At 71.7% G+C, this 21,183-nt stretch carries 22 protein-coding genes; 17 read left to right on the plus strand and 5 right to left on the minus strand.

All coding sequences use genetic code 11. The annotated features are described in order from the left end of the window. The first annotated feature begins 8 nt into the window (after positions 1–8). The 4 genes from ACIG5F_RS42360 (at position 9) to ACIG5F_RS42375 (ending at position 2,709) form a co-directional block, all read left to right on the plus strand. Positions 9–221: a bacteriocin immunity protein gene (locus ACIG5F_RS42360; RefSeq protein ID WP_396525881.1), complete on the plus strand. Its 213-nt coding sequence runs from the start codon at positions 9–11 to the stop codon at positions 219–221. Between the two features lie 62 nt (positions 222–283). After that, positions 284–1,087 carry an SDR family NAD(P)-dependent oxidoreductase gene (locus ACIG5F_RS42365; RefSeq protein WP_396525882.1) on the plus strand — a complete coding sequence of 268 codons (804 nt, stop codon included), beginning with the start codon at positions 284–286 and terminating at the stop codon, positions 1,085–1,087. A 35-nt stretch (positions 1,088–1,122) separates the two neighbouring features. Continuing rightward, positions 1,123–1,680 carry a TetR/AcrR family transcriptional regulator gene (locus ACIG5F_RS42370; protein WP_396525883.1) on the plus strand — a complete coding sequence of 186 codons (558 nt, stop codon included), beginning with the start codon at positions 1,123–1,125 and terminating at the stop codon, positions 1,678–1,680. Between the two features lie 54 nt (positions 1,681–1,734). Next, positions 1,735–2,709, plus strand: a complete 975-nt coding sequence (locus ACIG5F_RS42375; protein ID WP_396525884.1) for an adenosine deaminase — start codon at positions 1,735–1,737, stop codon at positions 2,707–2,709. Between the two features lie 36 nt (positions 2,710–2,745). On the opposite strand, the gene ACIG5F_RS42380 is transcribed toward ACIG5F_RS42375, so the two are convergent. Further along, on the minus strand, positions 2,746–2,934 hold the full coding sequence (locus ACIG5F_RS42380) for a hypothetical protein (RefSeq protein WP_396525886.1): 189 nt from the start codon (positions 2,932–2,934) through the stop codon (positions 2,746–2,748). Between the two features lie 27 nt (positions 2,935–2,961). After that, complete coding sequence (locus ACIG5F_RS42385) at positions 2,962–3,612, minus strand: TetR/AcrR family transcriptional regulator (protein ID WP_396525887.1); 651 nt, start codon at positions 3,610–3,612, stop codon at positions 2,962–2,964. A gap of 130 nt (positions 3,613–3,742) precedes the next feature. On the opposite strand from ACIG5F_RS42385, the gene ACIG5F_RS42390 reads away from it, so the two are divergent. Genes ACIG5F_RS42390 through ACIG5F_RS42400 form a run of 3 tightly spaced genes read left to right on the plus strand, consistent with a single transcriptional unit; the run spans position 3,743 to position 7,547 of the window. Further along, positions 3,743–4,834: an NAD(P)-dependent alcohol dehydrogenase gene (locus ACIG5F_RS42390; RefSeq protein ID WP_396525888.1), complete on the plus strand. Its 1,092-nt coding sequence runs from the start codon at positions 3,743–3,745 to the stop codon at positions 4,832–4,834. A 14-nt stretch (positions 4,835–4,848) separates the two neighbouring features. Beyond that, positions 4,849–6,285: an aldehyde dehydrogenase gene (locus tag ACIG5F_RS42395; RefSeq protein WP_396525889.1), complete on the plus strand. Its 1,437-nt coding sequence runs from the start codon at positions 4,849–4,851 to the stop codon at positions 6,283–6,285. An 8-nt stretch (positions 6,286–6,293) separates the two neighbouring features. After that, positions 6,294–7,547, plus strand: coding sequence for a cytochrome P450 (locus ACIG5F_RS42400; RefSeq protein ID WP_396525890.1), 1,254 nt, complete (start codon positions 6,294–6,296; stop codon positions 7,545–7,547). A gap of 110 nt (positions 7,548–7,657) precedes the next feature. Here ACIG5F_RS42400 and ACIG5F_RS42405 read toward each other — a convergent pair whose 3' ends face one another. Further along, positions 7,658–8,101 (minus strand): VOC family protein, encoded by a 444-nt coding sequence (locus ACIG5F_RS42405; RefSeq protein ID WP_396525891.1) that lies wholly within the window; start codon positions 8,099–8,101, stop codon positions 7,658–7,660. 52 nt (positions 8,102–8,153) lie between these two features. Continuing rightward, complete coding sequence (locus tag ACIG5F_RS42410; protein ID WP_396525892.1) at positions 8,154–9,002, minus strand: NAD-dependent epimerase/dehydratase family protein; 849 nt, start codon at positions 9,000–9,002, stop codon at positions 8,154–8,156. A gap of 214 nt (positions 9,003–9,216) precedes the next feature. Between ACIG5F_RS42410 and ACIG5F_RS42415 the strand changes: the two genes are divergently transcribed. Continuing rightward, positions 9,217–10,095: a hypothetical protein gene (locus ACIG5F_RS42415; protein ID WP_396525893.1), complete on the plus strand. Its 879-nt coding sequence runs from the start codon at positions 9,217–9,219 to the stop codon at positions 10,093–10,095. 13 nt (positions 10,096–10,108) lie between these two features. Then, the gene (locus tag ACIG5F_RS42420) at positions 10,109–10,987 is read left to right on the plus strand and encodes a LysR family transcriptional regulator (RefSeq protein WP_396525894.1); all 879 of its coding nucleotides are present in this window, start codon (positions 10,109–10,111) and stop codon (positions 10,985–10,987) included. A 12-nt stretch (positions 10,988–10,999) separates the two neighbouring features. Here the strand turns inward: ACIG5F_RS42420 and ACIG5F_RS42425 are convergent, their stop codons facing one another. Next, positions 11,000–11,503 (minus strand): MarR family winged helix-turn-helix transcriptional regulator, encoded by a 504-nt coding sequence (locus tag ACIG5F_RS42425; RefSeq protein ID WP_396525895.1) that lies wholly within the window; start codon positions 11,501–11,503, stop codon positions 11,000–11,002. A gap of 124 nt (positions 11,504–11,627) precedes the next feature. Between ACIG5F_RS42425 and ACIG5F_RS42430 the strand changes: the two genes are divergently transcribed. The 8 genes from ACIG5F_RS42430 to ACIG5F_RS42465 are packed head-to-tail and all read left to right on the plus strand — an operon-like array spanning position 11,628 to position 21,136. Continuing rightward, positions 11,628–12,680, plus strand: coding sequence for a leucyl aminopeptidase (locus tag ACIG5F_RS42430; protein ID WP_396525896.1), 1,053 nt, complete (start codon positions 11,628–11,630; stop codon positions 12,678–12,680). Between the two features lie 14 nt (positions 12,681–12,694). Next, a complete protein-coding gene (locus tag ACIG5F_RS42435) occupies positions 12,695–13,966 on the plus strand; it encodes an FAD-dependent oxidoreductase (RefSeq protein WP_396525897.1) in 1,272 nt (423 codons plus the stop codon). A gap of 27 nt (positions 13,967–13,993) precedes the next feature. Further along, positions 13,994–15,358, plus strand: coding sequence for an MFS transporter (locus ACIG5F_RS42440; protein ID WP_396525898.1), 1,365 nt, complete (start codon positions 13,994–13,996; stop codon positions 15,356–15,358). Then, the gene (locus ACIG5F_RS42445; RefSeq protein ID WP_396525899.1) at positions 15,355–16,197 is read left to right on the plus strand and encodes an FAD binding domain-containing protein; all 843 of its coding nucleotides are present in this window, start codon (positions 15,355–15,357) and stop codon (positions 16,195–16,197) included. The genes ACIG5F_RS42440 and ACIG5F_RS42445 overlap by 4 nt, the downstream gene beginning before the upstream one ends. Then, complete coding sequence (locus ACIG5F_RS42450; RefSeq protein ID WP_396525900.1) at positions 16,194–18,572, plus strand: xanthine dehydrogenase family protein molybdopterin-binding subunit; 2,379 nt, start codon at positions 16,194–16,196, stop codon at positions 18,570–18,572. Before ACIG5F_RS42445 ends, ACIG5F_RS42450 begins: the two co-directional genes overlap by 4 nt. Further along, on the plus strand, positions 18,569–19,054 hold the full coding sequence (locus tag ACIG5F_RS42455) for a (2Fe-2S)-binding protein (RefSeq protein ID WP_396525901.1): 486 nt from the start codon (positions 18,569–18,571) through the stop codon (positions 19,052–19,054). The genes ACIG5F_RS42450 and ACIG5F_RS42455 overlap by 4 nt, the downstream gene beginning before the upstream one ends. After that, positions 19,051–19,680: an SRPBCC family protein gene (locus ACIG5F_RS42460; protein ID WP_396525902.1), complete on the plus strand. Its 630-nt coding sequence runs from the start codon at positions 19,051–19,053 to the stop codon at positions 19,678–19,680. The genes ACIG5F_RS42455 and ACIG5F_RS42460 overlap by 4 nt, the downstream gene beginning before the upstream one ends. Next, the gene (locus tag ACIG5F_RS42465) at positions 19,667–21,136 is read left to right on the plus strand and encodes an isochorismatase family protein (RefSeq protein ID WP_396525903.1); all 1,470 of its coding nucleotides are present in this window, start codon (positions 19,667–19,669) and stop codon (positions 21,134–21,136) included. Before ACIG5F_RS42460 ends, ACIG5F_RS42465 begins: the two co-directional genes overlap by 14 nt. Positions 21,137–21,183: the final 47 nt, after the last annotated feature.

Consider the following 21,183-nt stretch of genomic DNA (forward strand, 5'->3'; position numbering starts at 1 on the left):
GAGAGGCCATGACCCGCGAAGAGATGATCGCCCTGGTCGAGCGCGTCATCCGCCACGAGGGCGACGAGGACCAGATCGGCGAGTGGCTCGACCAGCTCGCCCGGGCCATCCCCAACCCCCACATCAGCGACCTCATCTTCTGGCCGGCCAAGGGCGAGGAGAACCTCACCGCCGAGCAGATCGTCGACAAGGCCCGCCAGTACCGGCCCATCGAACTCTGACCCGCGCTCGGTCCCGACGCCGTAGCTTCATCGGAGTCTGTCGGTTCGACCAGGGGGATTCGGTGAAGACACTCGTCATCACGGGCGGCACCGACGGCATCGGCCGTCACCTCGCGAACACCCATGTCCGGCAAGGTGATCACGTCGTCGTCATCGGCCGGGACGGGGCCAAGGCGAAGGACATGGCCGACGGGCCGGGCCGGCTGGAGTTCGTGCGCGCCGACCTGAGCCTGCTGGCCGAGACCAGGGCGGTCGTCAAGGACCTGCTGGCGCGGTTCGCGGCGGTGGACGCGCTGGTGCTGTGCGCGCGGAACTACCGCTCGGCCCGCACGGTCACGGCCGAGGGGTTCGAGGAGAACTTCGCTCTGTTCTACCTGAGCCGGTTCCTGGTGAGCCACGGGCTGCGGCCGGCGCTGGAGGCCGCGTCGGCGCCGGTCATCGTCAACGTGGCCGGCCCGGGCGGGGATCTCTCGCTCGTGCGATGGGACGATCTCCAGCTGGAGCACGGTTATCAGGGCGGGCCGGCGCTGGGCCAAGGCGGCAAGCTCAACGACCTGCTCGGCGTGTCCTTCGCGGCGCAGCACGCCGACGGCGCGACCCGGTACGTCCTGGTCCATCCCGGCGTCACCGCGACCGGCTTCGCCGGCGCCTACGACCAGGAGACGCTGGCCCACATCAATCACATGAAGCAGCACGGCCGACCGGTCGAGGACAGCGCCGAGCCGATCCTCCGGCTGATCGCCCAGCCGCCGGCCGAGCCGCTCAGCGCCTTCGTCGAAGGCGAGCGGATCTCCGTGCGCACCACCGGTTTCGACCCCGCGGCGGCGGCACGGCTGGACCGGCTCACCCGGAACCTGTTGTCCTGAAGCACTGCCGGCCTGGCGTCCTCTACGATCGCGCCGTGGCCAGTGGTCCGACCGAACGCGCCCGACTCTTGGGCCTGACCTGCGAATTCGTCCTCACCCGAGGCGTGGTCGGGCTCTCCTTGAGTGAACTCGCCCGCGGCATCGGCTCCAACAACCGCATGCTGCTCTACCACTTCGGCTCGCTGGAGGAGCTGCTCGCCGCCGCCGTGGAGGAGATCCTGGGCGGCACCGCGCTGCTCGACCGGCTGGCCACGATTCTCGACACGCCCGGCGCCCGGGCCGAGCGGATCTCGGCGGCGTGGCGACACATCGCCGACCCGGCCCGGCGGCCGCACCTGCGGCTGTTCTTCGCCCGGTTCGGGATGGCCGCCGACGTGCCCGGGCGGGATCCCGAGTTCCTGGCCCAGACCCGGGAGCGCTGGACGGCGGTGGTGGCCGGGGCGCTGCGGCGCGCTCCGGCCGTGGCCGACCCGGACGAGACGGCGACGGCGATCGTGGCCCTCTGGCGGGGGCTCCAGATGATGCTGATCTGCGGCGAGTCGGCGGCCGTGGTCGACGCCGCGCACGACCGCGCCGTTGCCGCCCTGGTGTAGCCTCGTCCACAAAAAGTGAATTGATCAGTTCACTTCGGGTTCGAGGAGGCTGCTGTGACCGCGTTGCCCAAGGCCGAGCTGCATGTGCATCTTGAGGGCACGCTGGAGCCGGAGGACATGGCCCGGTTTGCGCGACGCAACGGCCTGGCGCTGCCGTGGGTGACTCCGGACGAGCTGCGGGCGGCGTATTCGTTCACGGGGCTGGAGAACTTCCTGGCGGTGTACTTCGCCGGGTGTGGGGTGCTGCGGACCCGGGCGGACTTCCGCGAGCTGACGGCCGCCTACCTGCGCCGGGCCGCGGGCCAGGGCGTTCGGCGCGCGGAGATGCTGTTCGGGCCGCAGGCCTTTCTCGACCACGACGTCCCGATCGACGACCAGCTCGGCGGCATCACCGACGCCATCGCCGAGGCCCGCGAGGAGACCGGCATCGAGGGGGCGCTGCTGGTCAGCGCCCACCGGCACCGCACCGAGGCCGACGCGCTCGAACTGCTCGACCTCATCCGGCCGTGGCGCTCCCACGTCCTCGGCGTCGGCCTCGGCAGCGCCGAACGCGGCAACCCGCCGGCGAAGTTCGCCCGGTACTTCGCCGCCGCCCGGGGCCAGGGCTACCGCACCACCTGCCACGCCGGCGAGGAGGGGCCCGCCGCCTACATCCGCGAGGCGCTGGAGGTCTGCGACGTCGACCGCATCGACCACGGCTACACCGCCACCGACGACCCCTCCCTCGTCTCCCTCCTGGCCGACCGCCAGGTCACGCTCACCATGTGCCCGCTGTCCAACCTCCGTCTGCGCGTCACCGACGACCTCCGGACCTACCCGCTGAAGCGCCTGATGGACGCCGGGGTCCCCGTGACCGTCAATTCCGACGATCCCTCGTATTTCGGCGGCTACGTCAACGAGAACTACGAGGCCGTGACCGAGGCCCTCCAGCTGTCCGACGCCGACGTGATCACCTTGGCCCGCAACAGCTTCACCGGCTCCTTCGCCCCGGCCGAGGAGACCGCCAAGGCGTTGGCGGAACTCGGCTGAAGTCGAACTCGTCGCCCACGGCCGGCATCACGGTGATCAGCGCAGGTCGTCGGTGGCGACGGATTCCCAATGGGCGCTAAGGGTGTTGAGCAGGGCGGCGATGTCGAGACCGTCGGGCACGCCGGCGCCGGCGAGCAGGGCCTTGTCCAGGCGGCGGGCACGGCGGTTGACGCGGGCGAGGGCGGCCTTGCCCTCCTCGGTGAGGGAGAGCAGCTTGCGCAGCACGCCGACGGCGCGAACGGCTGGACCGGCTCACCCGGAACCTGTTGTGCTGACGGCGGGTTCGAGGAACAGGGTGCACCAGATGATCTCGGCCAGGGCCTGGGCGAGGGCGGGGTCCTGGTCGGGGTGGGTGAAGCGGACGGTCTGGTGCACGGTGCGCTCGACGGTCCAGGTCAGGGCGCTGGCAGTCTCGGCGGCGGGCAGGGTGTGGCGGATGGCGCCGTCGGCCTGGCCGCGTTCGATGACGGCGCGGGTGCCGAGGGCGATGTCGTCGAGCAGGCGGTGGTAGAACTCGCCGACCTCGGGGTCGTAGGCGGCCATCTCGATCACGGCGGTGAGCAGGGCCTGGTGCCGGCGGTAGATGGCGATGATGGCGGCCATGGAGCGGCGGGCGTCGGCGGGGTCGTGCCGGTCGACGACGTCCCACCAGGTGCGCGCGCCGTCGGCGAGTTGGCCGAAGACCTGGGCGGCCATCATGCGCAGCAGCTGGCCCTTGTCCTCGAAGTAGACGTAGAACGTGGCCCGTGAGATGCCGGCCTCGGTGGCCAGGCGGTCCACGCTCAGCTCGGTGTAGGCCAGCCCCTCACCCATCAGCCGCTCGGTGGCGTCGAGCAGCTGCCGCTCGATCTCGGCTCGCCGCTGCTGGCGGCTGGCCTGGGTCTTTCGGGACAGTGCTGGCATGAAACGGGCTCCCTTCGCCGTGCTCACCGTAACGCCGACACAATGCCTGGACAGTATGTCTTGACGTCGTGTCTTGAATTGCTACGCTCGGGGTTTCGCCATGGACGGGCCTGCGACGAAGGAGAGCCCGATGCGGATCACGGGGGCAGTGCTGCGCGAGAACGACGGCCCCCACCAGATCGAGCAGGTGGAGCTGGCCGGCCCGGCGTCCGGGGAGATCCTGGTGCGGGTGGTCGGGGCGGGCCTGTGCCACACCGACCTGCTACCCCGCTCGCCGAAGTTCATGGGCCAGCCACCGGTCATCCTCGGCCACGAGGGATCCGGCGTCGTCGAGGCGATCGGCCCGGGGGTGACCGGGTTCGAGCCCGGCGACCACGTGGTGCTGTCCTTCGACTCGTGCCGGGCCTGCGCCAACTGCCGCACCGGCCACCCCGCCTACTGCGACACCTTCTTCCCCCGCAACCTGGTCGGCCACCACCTCGACGGCTCGACGCCGGTCGTCGACGGCGACGGCCAACCGGTGGCCGCCCGCTGGTTCGGGCAGTCATCGTTCGCGACCCACGCCCTGGCCTCGGCCCGCAATACGGTGAAGGTGGACCGCGACCTGCCGTTGGAGCTGCTCGGACCGCTCGGCTGCGGGGTCCAGACCGGCGCCGCCTCGATCCTGATCGCGTTGGGGGTGACGGCCGGTTCGAGCGTCGTCGTGTTCGGCGCCGGCGGCGTCGGCCTCTCGGCCGTGATGGCGGCCCGGGTCGCCGGCGCGGCGGTGATCATCGCGGTGGACATCAATCCCGCCCGGCTCGACCTGGCCGCGGAACTCGGCGCCACGCACACGTTCCACGGCGCGGAAGAAGATCTACTGTCCCGTGTCCAGGAGGCCGCCGGCGGCGGCGTCCAGCACGCCCTGGACACGACCGGTCGGCCGGAGGTGATCACGACCGCGATCAACGCCCTGCGCCCGACCGGGACCTGCGGGCTGGTCGGGGTGCAGCAGGGCGACCTGTCGCTGGAGCCGTCGACGCTGGCCGTCGGCCGCAACGTGATGGGCATCCTGGAGGGCGACGCGGTGCCGGAAGTGTTCATTCCCCGGCTGATCGCGTTGTGGCGGCAGGGCCGCTTCCCATTCGACAAGCTGATCAGGACCTTCCCGCTGAGCGAGATCAACGCGGCCGAACGGGCCAGCCTGGCCGGCGAGGTCGTCGAACCGGTTGTCCTTCCCTGATCGCAGGAGCGCGCATGATCGAACACGATTCCCTCTACATCGGCGGGCAGTGGCTGCGCCCGGCCGAGAACGGCGTGATCACCGTCGTCTCCCCGGCCGACGAGCAGACCATCGGCGCCGTGCCGCTGGCCACCGCCACCGACGTGGACCACGCGGTCGCGGCGGCCGGCGCGGCCTTTCGCGGAACCTGGCCGCGCCTGACCCCGGGCGAGCGGGCCGACGTGCTGGAGCGGCTGGCCGACGAGCTGGCGAAAAACCGCGACGAGCGGGCCGCGTTGACCAGCAGACAGAACGGCATGCCCATCGCGATCGCCGCCTCGGCCGAGGGCGACTCCCCGGTCGGCCTGCTGCGCTACTACGCGGCGCTGGCCCGCGCCACGCCGCTGGAGGAACGGCGCCCACGCCTGGACGGCAACGGGGAAACCTTGGTGCGCAAGGAACCCGTCGGGGTCGTCGCCGCCATCGTGCCGTGGAACTTCCCGCAGGCGCTGACCATGTTCAAGCTGGCCCCGGCGCTGGCGGCCGGCTGCACCGTCGTGCTCAAGCCGGCCCCTGAGACCACAGTGGACGCACTCGAACTGGCGGCCGCCTGCGAGCGGGTCGGTCTGCCGGCCGGCGTGCTCAACGTGGTGACCGGCGGCGCGGATGTCGGCGAATACCTGGTTTCCCACCCCGGCGTGCACAAGGTCGCGTTCACCGGCTCCACCGCCGCCGGCCGCAGGATCGGCGAGGTGTGCGGGCGGCTGCTGCGCCCGGTGACCCTGGAGCTGGGCGGCAAGTCGGCCGCCATCGTGCTCGACGACGCCGACCTGGCCGCCACCGTGCGGGGCCTGGCCACCAGCTCGCTGCTCAACAGCGGCCAGACCTGTTACCTGTCAACGAGAATCCTCGCGCCCCGGACCCGGTACGCCGAGGTCGTGGACGCGGTCGCCGGGCTGGCCGGCTCGCTGACCGTCGGCGATCCCCTCTCCCCCGACACGCTGGTCGGGCCGATGGTCAGCCGCCGGCAGCGCGACCGCGTCGAGTCCTACATCGCGGCCGGCAAGGCCGGCGGGGCCACGGTCGCCACCGGCGGCGGGCGGCCGGCACAGGACCGGGGCTGGTACGTGCAGCCGACGGTCTTCGCGAACGTGGACAACGACGCCAGGATCGCCCGCGAGGAGATCTTCGGCCCGGTGCTGGCGGTCATCCCCTACGGCGACATCGACGAGGCCGTCGGCATCGCCAACGACTCCGACTACGGGCTGGGCGGCACCATCTGGACGTCCGATGTGGACAGAGGGGTGGAGCTGGCCCGCCGGGTCGAGACCGGTTCGATCGGGGTCAACTTCTACGGCCTGGACGTCGGCGCGCCGTTCGGTGGCGTGAAGGCCAGCGGCATCGGCCGCGAGCTCGGCCCCGAGGGCCTGGCCGCCTACCACCACCTGAAGTCGATCTACCTGCCCGCCTAGGAGCAGCCATGACCTCGACCGAAGCCCGGCCCTACGACGATGTGGACCTGTCCTCGCGAGCGTTCTGGAGCACCACCGCGGCCGACCGGGAGCGCACGTTCGCGCTGCTGCGCGAGCAGCGCCCGGTCAGCTGGCATCCGCCCGTGCAGGACGCGCTCCTGCACGACCCCGACGACCCCGGCTACTGGGCCGCGGTCCGGCACGCCGACATCGTGGAGATCAGCCGCCGCAACGACGTCTTCGCGTCCGGACACGGAGTGCTGTTCGAGAACATCCCGCAGAATATGCTCGAGGCCTCGCAGTCGTTCCTGTCCATGGACGCGCCCCGGCACACCAAGCTCCGCCGACTGGTCGGCTCGGCGTTCACGCCGCGGCAGGTGGCCCGCATCGAGGAGCGGATCCGGGCCGACGCCGCGGAGATCGTGCGGGAGCTGGCCGAGGCCGGCAGCGGCGCCGACTTCGTCGAGCACTGCGCCCGGCAGCTGCCGCTGCGCACGTTGTCGGACATGCTCGGCGTGAGCGAGGAGCAACGGGAGCAGACCTGCGAGGCGGCCAACGACCTCATCTCCTGGGCCGATCCGGCGCACCTGGGCGACCGCGCCCCGTTCGACATGATCCTGACCGCGCAGGCGTTCCTGCACCAGGTGGCGTTCGGGCTGGCCGAGGACCGCCGGGCCCGGCCGGCCGACGACCTGATGACCAGCCTGGTGCGGGCCGAGATCGACGGCGAACGGCTGACCGACGAGGAGATCGCCGCGTTCTTCGTGCTGATCTCGGTGGCCGGCAACGACACCACCCGCCAGACCACCAGCCACGCGCTCAAGGCGCTGACCGACTTTCCCGAGCAGCGGGCGTGGCTGGCCGCCGACTACGACGGCCGCGTCGGGCCGGCGGTCGAGGAGTTCCTGCGCTGGTCCTCGCCGGTGATGACGTTCCGCCGCACCGCGACCGCCGAGTTCGAGCTGAGCGGGCGACGGATCCGGCCCGGCGACAAGGTCGTGATGTTCTACCCGTCGGGCAACTGGGACACCGAGGTGTTCGCCGATCCGAACTCGTTCGACCTGTCCCGCGACCCCAACCCGCACATCGCCTTCGGCGGGGGCGGCGTGCACTTCTGCCTCGGCAGCCAGCTGGCCAGGACCCAGCTGCGGGCGCTGTTCCGGGAGCTGCTGCGCCAACTGCCCGACATCACCGCCGGCGAACCCGAGTACCTGGCCGGCAACTTCGTGCACGCCATTCGCGCCATGCCCTGCCATTTCTGAGGCCGGCACGCGTCGGTCGGGCACCGCGTCGCGGGCGACTTCGTCCGCCACGATCGCCCCGTGGCCAGCGGCCCGACCGAACGCGCCCGGCTACTGGGCGCTGGCCGAACTCAGTTGACGTCGAACTCGTTGCCCTCGGGGTCCTTCATCCCGACCGCGTAGTGGTCGATTCCCTCCTGGTACAGGACAACCGTGATGGTCGCGCCCAGTCCCACCAGCCGCTCGGCCTCGGCGTCCACCCGGCTCCGCCGCACCGGGAGCGGATCCGACCGGTCGCCGCCGGCGTGGATGTCGATGTGCAGCCGGTTCTTCACCGTCTTCGCCTCCCCGACCGCGTTGAACCAGATCGCCGGCCCGCCGCCCTTCGGGTCGCTGATCCGGTCCACGCCGTCGGTCAGCGCTTCCTCCGGCAGCCCCAGGTCCCGGTAGTAGTCGCGCCAGGTGTCGAACCCGGCCGGCGGCGGCGCGAGCTCGTAGCCCAGTGCCGCCGCCCAGAAGCGGGCCTGCCGATCGGGATTGGCGCAGTCGATCACCAGTTGGTAGCGAACGGACATCGGGGCTCCCTCCCAGCCGCTGTGCCGGTGATCGTGCCAGAGGCGGCGCCGGTCAGCCGCGGGCGAAGGCGGCGAGCGGGTCGGTGCGGGTGACGGCCCAGTCCAGCTCGCGTTCGGCCTTGGCCGGGGTGAGCTGCTGGTCCAGGGCGAAGGCCTCGGCGATCGGCCCCATGTCGGCGCGGGCCTGGTCGAGGGTGATCGACACCGTCTTGCCGGCGAGGCCCACGCCGTTCGACAGTGCCTCGGCGACCTCGCGGGCGGTGGGGTTGACGCCGCCGACGCCGAGGTAGACCGAGCCGGGCCGGGCGGCCAGGGCGGCGACGTAGAGGGTGGCGATGTCGTCGATGTGCGCCAGGGCCCAGTGGTTGGCGCCGTCGCCGATGTACGGGATGGCGCCGTGGCGAAGTCCGGGCTGGACGAAGAAGATGTCGATCAGACGGTTGTCGCCGCCGTAGAGCAAGCCGGGCTGCACGATGACCGGACGGCCGCGATGGGCCAGCACGGCGTCCTCGACGGCCCGGCGCCACGCCACCACGGCGGGCGGGTTCCACGGGGCGGTCTCGTCCCGCACACCGTCGGTGTCGCCGTAGACCCAGCTGCCGCCGGTGTGCACGTAGGCGCCGGACCCGACGCCGTCCTGCATCGCGGTGGCGGCCGCGAGGTCCTCCTCGGCCGTGCCGGCCTGGGCCAGGTGGATCACCGCGTCGGCCCGGCCGGCGGCCTGGTTGAGGATGTCCAGATCGGTCAGTCCACCTTGGACGGAGGCGGCGCCGGCCGCTTCCACCGCCTTGGCCGCCTTCGGGCTACGGGACAGGGCTTCCACGGTGTGGCCCTGCCGCCGCAGCTCGGCGATCGTGGCCCGGCCGAGGTAACCGGATCCGCCCGTGAGAAAGACCTTCATCGTCGCTCCTTGGTTCATCGGGTTCGCCTCAACCCTGCGCCGCGCGCATCCCCGGCGTCCAAGACCTCTTCCGTCCGCTGTGATACCCGAAAGACATCTCCAGGCGCCCGAAGCCATCGAGGACTTCGATACGTCGATCGACCGCAGCCCGTTGTCCGGCCCCGACCAAGGCTCCTAGCGTGGCGGTCACCGCAGCCGAGCGAGGGAGACGCCCATGGGTCGGTACGTCATCCAACCGCACCACCGCCTGCAGGAATGGGTGGCCGAGGAAGAGGGCTACTTCACCGCCGAGGGGCTGGACTACGAGTTCCAGGCCGAGGGATTCGCCGCTGCCGCCAAGCAGACCTCGCCGGTGCGGTCGGCGGACGAGGCGCCGGTGCAGCTGCGGGCCGGGGCGTTCGAGGACATGTCGGCCGGCCGGGCCTGCGACGTCTCATCGGCCTGCCACTGGGCGGTCAACGGCGTCGCGTCGGCCGGGGCCGGCAAGATGTGGGGCCACGCCTACACAATCACGCCGGCGGGCATCTTCGCGGCCCCGGGCACCGGGTACCGGACCGCGGCGGACCTCGCGGACGTCCCGGTCGCCGTCGGATACCACTCCGGCAGCCACTACGCGACCGTGCAGGCGCTCGAACCGTTCGTGGCCCGGCCGCGCATCAAGCTGGACTTCGCCGGCCTGCCCGTCGACCGGGTGCGGCTGCTGATCCGGGGCGAGATCGAGGTGGCGACGCTGTTCGGCGCGGAGTGCTACATCGCCGAGCAGCTGGGTTTCCGCAAGGTCGCCGACGCCACCTTCATGGTCGGCTTCCTGATCGCCCCGACCGCGGACCTGGCCGACACCGCGAAGTACTTCCGCGCGCTGCGGCGGGCCCAGACCGCCATCGACCTGCACGTGGAGCCGTACAAGCACTACTGGTCCCGGGAGATGCCGCCGGACCTGGCCGAACTGGTCGACGTGCGGCGGTTCGGCCCCGGGGAGCGCATCGTGTTCGAGCCGTACACCAAGGACATGTTCGACCGCACGCAGCAGTGGATGGGTGCGCACGACCTGCTGGACCTGCCCGCCGACTACGGTCAGGCCGTGCTGACCTGACGATACTGGGTGGATGAACCTGGACCTGTTCCGGCTGCGCGTGTTCGTCACCGTCGTGGACAGCAACGGCTACTCGGCCGCGGCGCGGCGGCTGGACCTCACCCAGTCCACGGTGTCCCACCACGTCGCCGAGTTGGAGCGGAGCTGCGGCGCGACACTGCTGGACTACCGGTCCCGCGCGGTGCACCTCACGGCATCCGGCCGCGAGGTGTACCGCGCCGCGCTGGCCATGCTGATCGAACAGGACCGGCTGCGAGCCTCGCTGGACGACCTCACGCAGGGCCGGCACGGCCGGGTGCGCCTCGGCGTGAGCATGGCGTTCGAGCAGAAGCACTTCTTCCGCGCGGTGATCGCGCCGTTCTGCCGTGCGCACAAGGGAACCCTGCTGTCGCTGCGGTTCGGACACAGCCGCCGCGAGGCGCAGGCCGTGCTGGACCGTGAGCTCGACCTGGCGTACGTGATCCGCTGGCACCTGCCCACCGGCGTGGAGTTCGAGCCGCTGACCGAGCTGCGCCTGGGCTTCCTGGTCACGCCCGACCATCCCCTGGCCGCAACCCCGCGGCCGACGGTCGCCGAGATCGCCGCGGCCGGCCTGATCACCGCCCCGCTGACCAGCGCCGAGACCGGCTTCTACCTGGAGGCCCTGCGCGCGGCCGGCATCAGCGGCGACCGCTCGGTGCTGGAGATCGACGGTCTCCAGTCCCGGGTCCTCGCCGCCGCGGCCGGGCTCGGCGTGCTGGCGACCTTCCTCCTGGACGGGGCCACGGTGTCGGACGACCTCGTGGTGCTGGCGTCCGCCGCTCCCCTGCCGCAGGTCGAGGTCGGCCTGGTGCGCCGCCCCGGCGAGCCGCTGTCGGGCAGCATGGAGGCCCTGGCGTCCTGGCTGCGCTGAACCGACAGCGGCTCAGCGCAGGTCGTCGGTGGCGACGGATTCCCAGTGGGCGCTGAGGGTGGTGAGCAGGGCGGCGATGTCAAGGCCGTCGGGCACGCCGGTGCCGGCGAGCAGGGCCTTGTCCAGGCGGCGGGCACGGCGGTTGACGCGGGCGAGGGCGGCCTTGCCCTCCTCGGTGAGGGAGAGCAGCTTGCGGCGGGCGTCGCGGGGGGACTCGACGCGGCGGATGAGGTCGCGGCGTTCCAGGCGGCGGCAGAGGTCGGCCATGGTGGAGGTGTCGAGGGCGACGGCCTCGGCCAGTGAGCTCTGGTCGCTGTCGGGATAGTCGCGCACGGCGGTGAGCACGGCGAACTGCGGCCCGGTCAGCACCGGGTCCACGTGCCGGGTCCAGGCGGCGAGGTAGGCCTGGTAGAGCCGCCGCGCGCCGTAGCCGGGGGCGGCCAGCAGGTCGGCGGGGCGGGCCGGAGTGGCGGCGTCGCCCCGTCCGCGTCGGCCCGTGCGCGCCTGCTCCACCATCGTGTTCCTCCCGTCGAACGGTCCCCGGTGATCATACGGGCGATGCCCGCCAGCTGCGGAATCGCCGCCAACTCTTGCGTACCCAGATAATACGTGCTCGGATGAGTTGGGAGGTGCGCGAACGATGGACCAGAACCTGTTCAACGAGATCTGCCTGCGCCAGCTGACCTTGTCGGGCGTGCGCGAGGACGAGACGGTGGTGGTGCTGACCCGCGGACACGATCGGGCGGAGTACGCCGACGCCTTCCTGTGGGCGGCGCAGCGGCTGGGCGCGGCGACCTACCACCTGCGGCTGCCCTCCCCCGCCAGCGCCTCCGGCGCGTGGGCGGTGGGCGACTCCGGGCTGGCCGAGATTCCCCTCGCGGTCGAGGCGCTCAAGGCGGCCGACATGGTCGTGGATTGCACGTTCCTGCTGTTCAGCAAGGAGCAGTTCGCCATCCAGGACGCCGGCACCCGCATCCTGACCGCGGTCGAGCCGCCGGAGCTGCTGGCCCGGCTGATGCCGACCAAGGAGCTCCGTGAACGGGTGGAGATCGGCGCCGAGCTGCTGGCCAAGGCCGGCACGATGCGCATCACCAGCCCGGCCGGCACCGACGTCACCTACCGCCTTGGCGTCTATCCGACGCTGTCGGAGTACGGCTACACCGACACCCCCGGCCGCTGGGACCACTGGCCGGCGGCGTTCGTGTTCACCGGCGGCGCGGACGACGGCGTGGACGGCAGGATCGTGCTGTCGCCCGGGGACGTGCTGCTGCCGTTCAACACCTACGTGCAGACCCCGGTGGAGATCACCATCGAGCAGGGCTTCATCCGCGACATCCGGGGCGGGGCCGGCACTTCGGGCCTGGACGCGGACCTGCTGCGGTCCTACATCGAGAGCTTCGACGACCCGCGCGGCTACGGCATGAGCCACGTCGGCTGGGGCCTCGACGAGCGGGCGCACTGGCACGGCCTGACCCAGTTCCCCGGCGGCATGGGCATGGAGCTGCGCAGCTTCTACGGCAACGTGATGTTCTCCATCGGCCCCAACAACGAGCTCGGCGGCCCCAACGACACGCCGTGCCACTTCGACATCCCGATGCGCGGCAACTCGCTCTACCTGGACGACGAGCTGATCGTGGACCGCGGCGAGCTGACCGTGGCCGAGATGCGCCCGGCCGGCCGGCTGCTCAACTGACAAGGGAGGTTGGTGTGGCCGCGAGTCAGTCGTTCGAGGTCGTGGTCGTCGGCGGCGGGTTGGGCGGCCTGTGCGCCGCGTTGTCGCTGCGTCAGCGGGGTCTGCGGGTCACGGTGGTCGAGGCGGCGCCGCAGCTGGGCGAGATCGGCGCGGGCATCCAGACCGCGCCCAACGCCAGCCGGGTCCTGTTCGGGCTCGGCCTGCGCACCCGCCTGGAGCAGGTGCGTTGCGTGCCGCAGGACCAGGTCCGCCGGCGGTGGGCGGACGGCAGCATCATCGCGCAAATCCCGCTGGGGCAACGGATCGTCGAGCAGTACGGCGCTCCGTACTGGCACTACCACCGGGCGGACCTGCACGGCGTGCTGATGGACGCCTGCCTGGACCCGGAAGGGCCCGGGCCGATCGTCCGCGTGGCGACCGATGCCCGCGTGATCGACCTGGACCGCACCCAGCCCGAGCGCCCGGCCGTGCTCACCGCGGACGGCCGGCGGTTCGAGGGCGATGTGGTGATCGGGGCCGACGGCATCCGCTCGGCCGTGCGTGATCTCGCCGGTTTCGACGACACCCTGGTGTTCTCCGGCGAGATGGCCTACCGCGCGCTGATCCCCGGCGACCTCGTCGCCCAGGATCCGGCGACCCGCTTCCTGGTCGACCGCTACCACTCCACGATCTGGTACGGGCCGGACAAGCACCTCGTGCACTACATGATCCGCGGCGGCCAGCACCTCAACGTGGTGGCGATCGTGCCGGCCAACGACACGATCGCCCGGTCCTGGAGCGAACCGGCGACCGCCGCCGAGCTGGCCGCGCAGTTCGGGGACTGGGACGACCGCGTGCCGACCGTGCTGGCCAAGGCCAAGGACGAGGACGTCTCGCTCTGGGCGATGTACCGGCGGCGGCGCAACCCCGTGTGGGTGGACGGCCGGGTGGCGCTGCTGGGCGACGCCTGCCACGCGATGCTGCCGTACCAGGCGCAGGGGGCGTCGCAGGCCATGGAGGACGCCGCCGTGCTGGCCGAGGAACTCGGCCGGGTGACCCGCGACGGCATCGACGCCGCCCTGGTCCGGTACGTCGACCGGCGGGCGAAACATGCCGGAATGGTCCAAGACGCCTCGCTGCGGAACATGAGCTTCTACCATCTGCCGGACGGGCCGGAACAGCGCGAGCGCGACGAGAAGCTGCGCCGGTTCGACGGGGAGTCCGACGTCTCGTACCACTGGCTGTGGAGCGGCAGCCCGCTGACCGACCCGGACACCGAGTCCGTGCACTACCAGTTCGCCCGCTGATCGGCCCGCGATCCCAGGGAGCGACCCATGAGAACCGGAGACCAGATCGTCCAGGACCTGCCGTGGCGCTGGCGCGTGCAGGGCAGGATCTTCCTCATCGGCGGCCTCGGCTATCTGTTCGACGCCTGGGACGTCGCCCTCAACGGCTTCCTGACACCCCTGGTCGGGGCCGAGTTCGGGCTCTCGCCCGGGCAGCGGGGGCTGGTGGCCACGGCCAACCTGATCGGCATGGCGGTCGGCGCGGTCGCCTGGGGCACGGTGGCCGACCGCATCGGCCGCAAGCGGGCGTTCGGCGTGACCCTGGTGCTGTTCGCCGGGTTCTCCGTGCTCGGGGCGCTGTCGCCGAACGTGGAGACCTTCCTGGCGCTGCGGTTCCTGGCCGGGATCGGGCTCGGCGGGTGCATTCCCGTCGACTACGCCATCGTCAGCGAGTTCTCGCCCCGCCGGCAACGGGGCCGGGTGCTGTCGGCGATGGACGGCTGGTGGCCGATCGGCACCACGCTGGCCGGCCTCGCGGCGACGGTCCTGCTGCCGGTGTCCGGGAACTGGCGGTGGATGCTGGCGTTGATGATTCTGCCGGCCCTGCTGCTGTTCTGGGTGCGGCGCGGCATTCCCGAGTCCCCGCTGTACCTGGTCCGCACGGGGCAGGAGGACCGGGCCCGGGCGGTGATCGACGATCTTGTCCGGCGGACCGGGGCTGTGGCGGAGCCGTACACGATCCCGGAAGCGCCGCCACGGGCCCTGAGTGGAGCCGCGACCGCCGCGTTCGACCAGCTTCGTAAGGTGTGGCAGGAATATCCCAAGATCACCGGCGTCGCCTGGTCGCTGTTCATCACGGTGTTGTTGACGTATTACGCGGCGCTGAGCTGGATGCCGTCGATCCTGCGGGCGCAGGGATTCGGGGACATCGCGGCCTTCGCCTCGACCGCGTTGATGAACGCACTGGGCATCGCCGGGGTGGCGGTGGCGGTGCTGCTGGTGGAACGGGTGGGGCGCAAGCGAATCATCATGGTCGCCGGGCCGTTCTCGGCGTTGTCGCTGGTGGCGTTCGCGCTGCTGCTGGGCTCCCCGACCGCCGCGGTCGTGGCCATCGCCGTGTTCGGATTCTCTTCCCTGGTGGTGATTCCCGTGATGTACGCCTATGTTTCCGAGCTGTATCCGACGGAGTCACGGGCCTCGGGCTTCGGTTGGGCCTCGGCATCGAGCCGGGCCGTCACCGGGTTCGCCCCGCTGTTGTTCGGCAGCGTGCTGTGGCCGGTGCTGGGCCTGCCGCTCACCTTCACCGTGTTGACCGTCCTGGTGGTGGCAGCAGTGGTGTTCATGATGGTCGCCGCACCGGAAACCCGTGGCCGCGAACTGGATCACGTCGTCGCGGAGACGGCTGCGGCATGAAGGCCGCCGCGTTCGGCTACCACCGGGCCTTCGACGTCGCCGACGCCGTCGGGCTGCTCGACGGGCTGACCAGGGCCGGCGAGGATCCGAAGCTCATCGCCGGCGGCCAGAGCCTGCTGCCGATGATGAACTTCCGCCTGGCCCGGCCGACCGCCCTGATCGACCTCGCGCCGCTGCGCCGCGATCCGGCGCTGGGCACGTTCCGCCGGCAGGGCGACGAGCTGGTGGTCGGGGCGCTGGTCACCCACCGCCAGATCGAGGTTGCCTTGCTGGGCCGGGACTTCGACGTGCTGTCCCGGGCCATGCGGTGGGTGGGCCACCTGCCGATCCGGTCCCGGGGCACGGTCGCCGGCAGCATCGTGCACGGTGACGCCACCGCCGAGTGGTGCCTGCTCGCGCTGCTGCTGGACGCCGTGATCGTGGCCGAAGGTCCCCATGGCACAAGGGAAATCCCCGCCGCCGAGATGTTCTACGGGTTCTACGCCACGGCGGTCGACCCCGGCGAGGTGGTGACCCGGGTGCGCTTCACCCGTCCCGCGCCGAGGGCCGCCCTCACGGAGTTCGCCCGCCGCCATGGGGATTTCGCCACTGTGAGCGCCGCTGTCTCGTTGGACGCCGAGGGTGGCCGGGTGGTGCTCGGCGGCGTGGCCCCGGCCCCGATCCGCGTGCCCGAAGCCGAAGCCGTGCTGGCCGGCGGAACTCCCGGGCCGGCGTTGTTCGCCGAGTGCGCCGAGGCTGCCGCGGCGGCCATCGACCCGCCAGAGGACGGTCCTTATCGCTGCCGGCTCACGCGAACCCTGGTGGCCCAGGCGTTGGAGCAAGCATGGGAGAGGCGATGAGCGGGCCGCGATTCGACGGGCGGGGCGGGCGCTGGGTCGGGGCCTCGGTGCCGCGGCGCGAGGATCCGCGCCTGCTCACCGGGCGCGGGCGGTTCGTCGATGACATCCAGCTGCCCGGCATGCTGCACGCCGGGTTCGTCCGCTCCACCGTCGCCCACGGCGCCATCCTCGACGTCGACCTGTCGGCCGTGCGGGCGGTCGACGGGGTCGTGGCCGCTTATGCCGCAACGGATCTGGCACTCGGGGACATCGTGGCGCTGCTCGACCGGCCGCCCGAGGAGTTCGTGCCGACCGCCATGCCGATCCTGGCCCGGGACAAGGTCCGGTTCGTCGGCGAGCCGGTGGCGTTGGTGGTCGCCCGCGACCCCTACGCGGTCGAGGACGGCATCGAGGCCGCCGCCGTGACGTACAAGCCGCTCGACGCGATCGTGTCGCAGGAGACGGCGTTCGCCGAGAACGCCGCCCTGGTGCACGAGGAAGCCGTGGGCAACGTGCTGCTGGACGTGTCGATGTTCGACACTCCCGGCGTGGACGAGGCCTTCGCGGCGGCGGGCTGCGTGGTCGAGGTGATCACCAGGACCGGCCGGCAGAACGCGTTGCCGCTGGAGACCCGGGGCGTGGTCGCGTCCTGGGACGACCACGACGACCAGCTGCTGGTGCAGACCTGCACCCAGGTCCCGCACCAGGTCCGGACGGTGCTGGCCCGCTCGCTGGGGATGCCGGAGCGGGCGGTGCGGGTCGTGGTGCCGGACATGGGCGGCGGCTTCGGCCAGAAGTGCGTGGTGGGCCGGGAGGAGATCGCCGTCGCGGCGGCGGCCAAGCGGCTGGACCGGCCGGTGAAGTGGATCGAGGACCGCCGGGAAGCGCTTACCGCCGGCTTCCTGGCCCGGGAGCAGCATTACCGCACCCGGGCCGCGTTCGACACCGACGGGCGGATCACCGCCCTGGACGTGGACATCGTGTGCGACATGGGCGCGTACTCGTGCTACCCGTTCACCGCCGGCATCGAGCCGCTGATGGCCTCGGCCGAGATGCCCAGCGTCTACCAGGTGCCGGCCTACCGCGTCCGGGGCCGGGCGATGGCCAGCAACAAGGCCCCGACCGCGCCGTATCGCGGGGTCAGCCGGCCGCAGTACGTGATGGCGATCGAGCGGGTCATGGAGCGGGCCGCCCGCGAGCTCGGCATGGACCCGGTGGAGGTCCGGCGGCGCAACCTGATCACCGACTTCCCGTACACCGGGATCAACGGCGTCACCTACGATCCCGGCAGCTACCGGGAATCGCTCGACCTGGCCGAGACGATCCTGCGCGACGAGGGCTGGCCGGAGTACCGTGACCGGGCCGCCGCCGAGGGCCGGCACATCGGCATCGGCTACTGCTGCTTCTCCGAGCGCACCGGCTACGGCTCGGACGCCTTCGCCAAGCGGAAGATGCGGGTGGTGCCGGGTTTCGACATCTCGGAGATCCGCATGGACACCACCGGGTCGGTGGTGGTCACCAGCGGCACCATGAACCACGGCCAGTCCCATGAGACGACCTTCGCCCAGATCGTCGCCGACCGGCTCGGCGTGCCGTTCGAGAAGGTCAAGCTGCGGCAGGGCGACACCGAGCGCATCGCTTACGGCTGGGGCACTTTCGCCTCCCGCTCGGTGACCATCGGCGGCTCGGCGGTGGCGTTGGCGGCGACCCGGCTGGGCGAGCTGCTGTGCACGATCGCCGCGCACCTGCTGGAGACCGACCGTGACAACGTGCGCCTGGACGGCGACGGCGGCGTGATCCAGGTCGACGACCCGGAGCGGCGACTGTCCTTTGAGGACATCGCCGACGTGGCCTACCTGCGCAGTCACCTGCTGCCCAAGGACGTGGAGCCGGCGCTGACCGCCACCGCCAGCTTCGACGTCGCCGGCGACGGCACCTTCTCCAACGCCACCCATGCCGTTGTCGTGGAAGCCGATCCCGGCACCGGGAAGATCACGATCCTGCGCTACGCCTGCGTGGAGGACTGCGGTGTGGTGATCCACCCCAAGGTGGTGGACGGCCAGTGCCGCGGCGGGATCGCACAGGGCATCGCCGGCGCGCTGTTCGAGGAGATCACCTACGCCGACAACGGCGAGCCCTCGGCCGCCAGCTTCATCGACTACCTGGCGCCGACGGCGACGGAGGTGCCCGACATCACCGTGACCCATCTCGAAACCCCTTGCGCCTTCACCGAAAACGGGGCGAAGGGCGCCGGCGAGGGCGGCACCATCGGCGCCCCGGCGGCGGTGCTCAACGCCATCAACGACGCCCTGCGGCACACCGGCGTGGAACTCGACACGACGCCGGTGCACCCGAGGACCGTGCTCGCCGCGCTCGAAGGGAGCACTCTCGTATGAGAGAACGACATCTGATCGTGCTGAGCGTCAACGGCACCGAGCACGAGGCGCTCGTCGAGCCGCGCGAGACGCTGGTCGACGTGCTGCGGCACAAGCTCGGGCTCACCGGCACCCATGTCGGTTGCGAGCACGGCGTCTGCGGGGCGTGCACGGTGCTGGTGGACGGCGATCCGGTGCGGGCGTGCCTGATGTTCGCCGTACAGGCCGAGAACTGCGACATCCGAACCGTCGAGTCCTTGGGACGCGACGGCGAGTTGTCGGATCTGCAACAGGCTTTCAGCGATCATCACGGCTTGCAGTGCGGGTTCTGCACGCCCGGATTCCTCATGCTGGCCGAGGGATTCCTGGCCCAGCAGCCGGATGCCGGCCGGGAGGAGGTCCGGGAGGCGATCTCCGCCAACCTGTGCCGCTGCACCGGGTATCAGACCATTGTGGACGCCATCGCCGCCACGGCCGTGTCCCGACGGGAGGCGACGTCGTGATCCTGGAGAACCAGCTCACCGTCGACGCCGACCCGGACGCGGTGTTCGCGCTGGTCAACGACGTCGAGCGGGTCGCGGGCTGCCTGCCAGGGGCCGTGCTGGAAGGCCGCGACGGCGACGCCTACCTCGGCCACGTGAAGATCAAGGTCGGGCCGATCAGCGCCGCCTACGCCGGGCAGGTCCGGTTCGCCGAGGTCGTGCCGGCCGAGCGCCGGCTGCGGCTGCTGGCCCGGGGCGCGGACAGCCACGGTAACGGCGACGCCGAGGCCGAGGTGACGCTGACCGTGCGCGAGGCGCCCGGCGGCGCGACCATCGACCTGCGCACCGACCTGGCCATTCGCGGCAAGCTGGCCCAGTTCGGCAAGGGCGCGATCGGGGCGGTGTCCACGCGGCTGCTCGACCAGTTCGCCGGCAACCTCGCCGGCCAGCTGCACGGAGAGGACCCCGTTGTGCCCCAGGCCGCCGATTCCGTTGACGGGGCGGCGGCCATGTTGCTGCCCCCGGCCGTCAAGCGCTACGGCCCGATCGTGGCCGCGGTGGCGTTCGGCCTGGTGCAGGGGTGGCTGCTGGGCCGGGTCCGGACCCAGCACAAGCTGATCAAGGAGTTGCTGCGTGCCCGTCGATGAGCAGCTGCACGAGGTGTACGACCGGGCCGGCTTCGGCGCGGCGGTGCCCCGCGGTTCCCGGCCGGCGCTGGTGGTGGTCGACCTGACCCGTGGCTTCACCGAGCCCGACTTCGCCTCCGGGGCCGACCTCACCGCCGAGGTCACCGCGACGGCCGCCCTGGTGGCCGCCGCCCGCCGGGCCCAGGCGCCGGTGATCTACACGGCCATCAGCTACAGCCCGGCCGAGGCCGACGGCGATTCCGTTGCCTGGCTGCGGAAGGCCCCCGGCATGCGGGCGCTGCGGGACGGCAGCCCGGCGGTGGCCCTCGATCCCCGGCTCGATCGTCGCGAGAGCGACCACCTCATCGTGAAGAAGGGCGCGTCGGCGTTCCACGGGACCGACCTGGCGGCGTTGCTGGCCGGGCTGGGCACCGACACCGTGATTGTCTGTGGTGCCACCACGTCCGGGTGTGTGCGGGCGACGGCGGTCGACGCCGTGCAGTCGGGGTTCAACACCCTGGTCGTGTGGGAGGCGTGCGGCGACCGGGCCCGTGGGCCGCACGACGCGGCGCTGTTCGACCTCCAGCAGAAGTATGCCGACGTCGTGCCGTTGGCCGATGCCCTGTCGTATCTGGATGGGTTGGATCCGCGTACTCTGGGCCAGCCCGCGCTGGCCGACCTCGCCGCCGTGCCCGCGAGCAGCCGCTGGGTCCAGTCCGGGGCGATCCGTCTGCACCTGCTGGACTACGGGCCGGCCGACGGGATTCCGCTGCTCATGCTGCCCGGGATCACCAGCCCGGCCATCACCATGGACTTCGTGGCGCGGGAACTCACCGACCTCGTGCGCCCGATCGTGCTCGACGTGCGGGGACGCGGCCTGTCCGACAGCGCTGCGGAGTACGACCTGGCCAGCTACGCCGAGGATGTCGACGCGGTCATCTCACAGCTGGGCCTCGATCGGCCGATCCTGCTCGGGCACTCCATGGGCGCGCGGATCGTCGCCGTGGCCGCGCCCGGTCACGAGCTGCGCGGGTCCGTGCTGGTCGATCCCCCGATGAGCGGCCCCGGTCGCGGCCCGTATCCCACGTCCCTGGACGCCTTCCTCCAGCAGCTGGCCCAGGCCCGGCGCGGCACCGATGCCGACGAGGTGGCGCGGTCCTGGCCGCGCTGGCCCCGCCGTGAGCAGGAGCTGCGGGCCCGCTGGCTGTCGTCGTGCTCCCGCACGGCGATCGCCGCCACCCACGCCGGCTTCGAGTCCGAGGACTTCTTCGCCCACTGGCCCAAGGTCCCCGCGCCGACCGTGTTGATCTACGGCGGCGACAGCCCGGTCGTCACCGCCGCCGGCGCGGCCGAGGCCTCGGCGACCAACCCGTCCGCGCAGCTGGTCGAGGTGCCGGCGGCCGGGCACATGGTGTTCTGGGACCAGCCCGAAGCCGCCATGGCCGTGCTGCGCGACCTTCTCGAGAGGCTCAGGTAAACACGATGTGACGGCGGTGACGGCTCACGGGTCAGCCCCGGAACGCG

The sequence above is a fragment of the Kutzneria sp. NPDC052558 genome (genome assembly GCF_044547355.1).
Taxonomy (GTDB): domain Bacteria; phylum Actinomycetota; class Actinomycetes; order Mycobacteriales; family Pseudonocardiaceae; genus Kutzneria.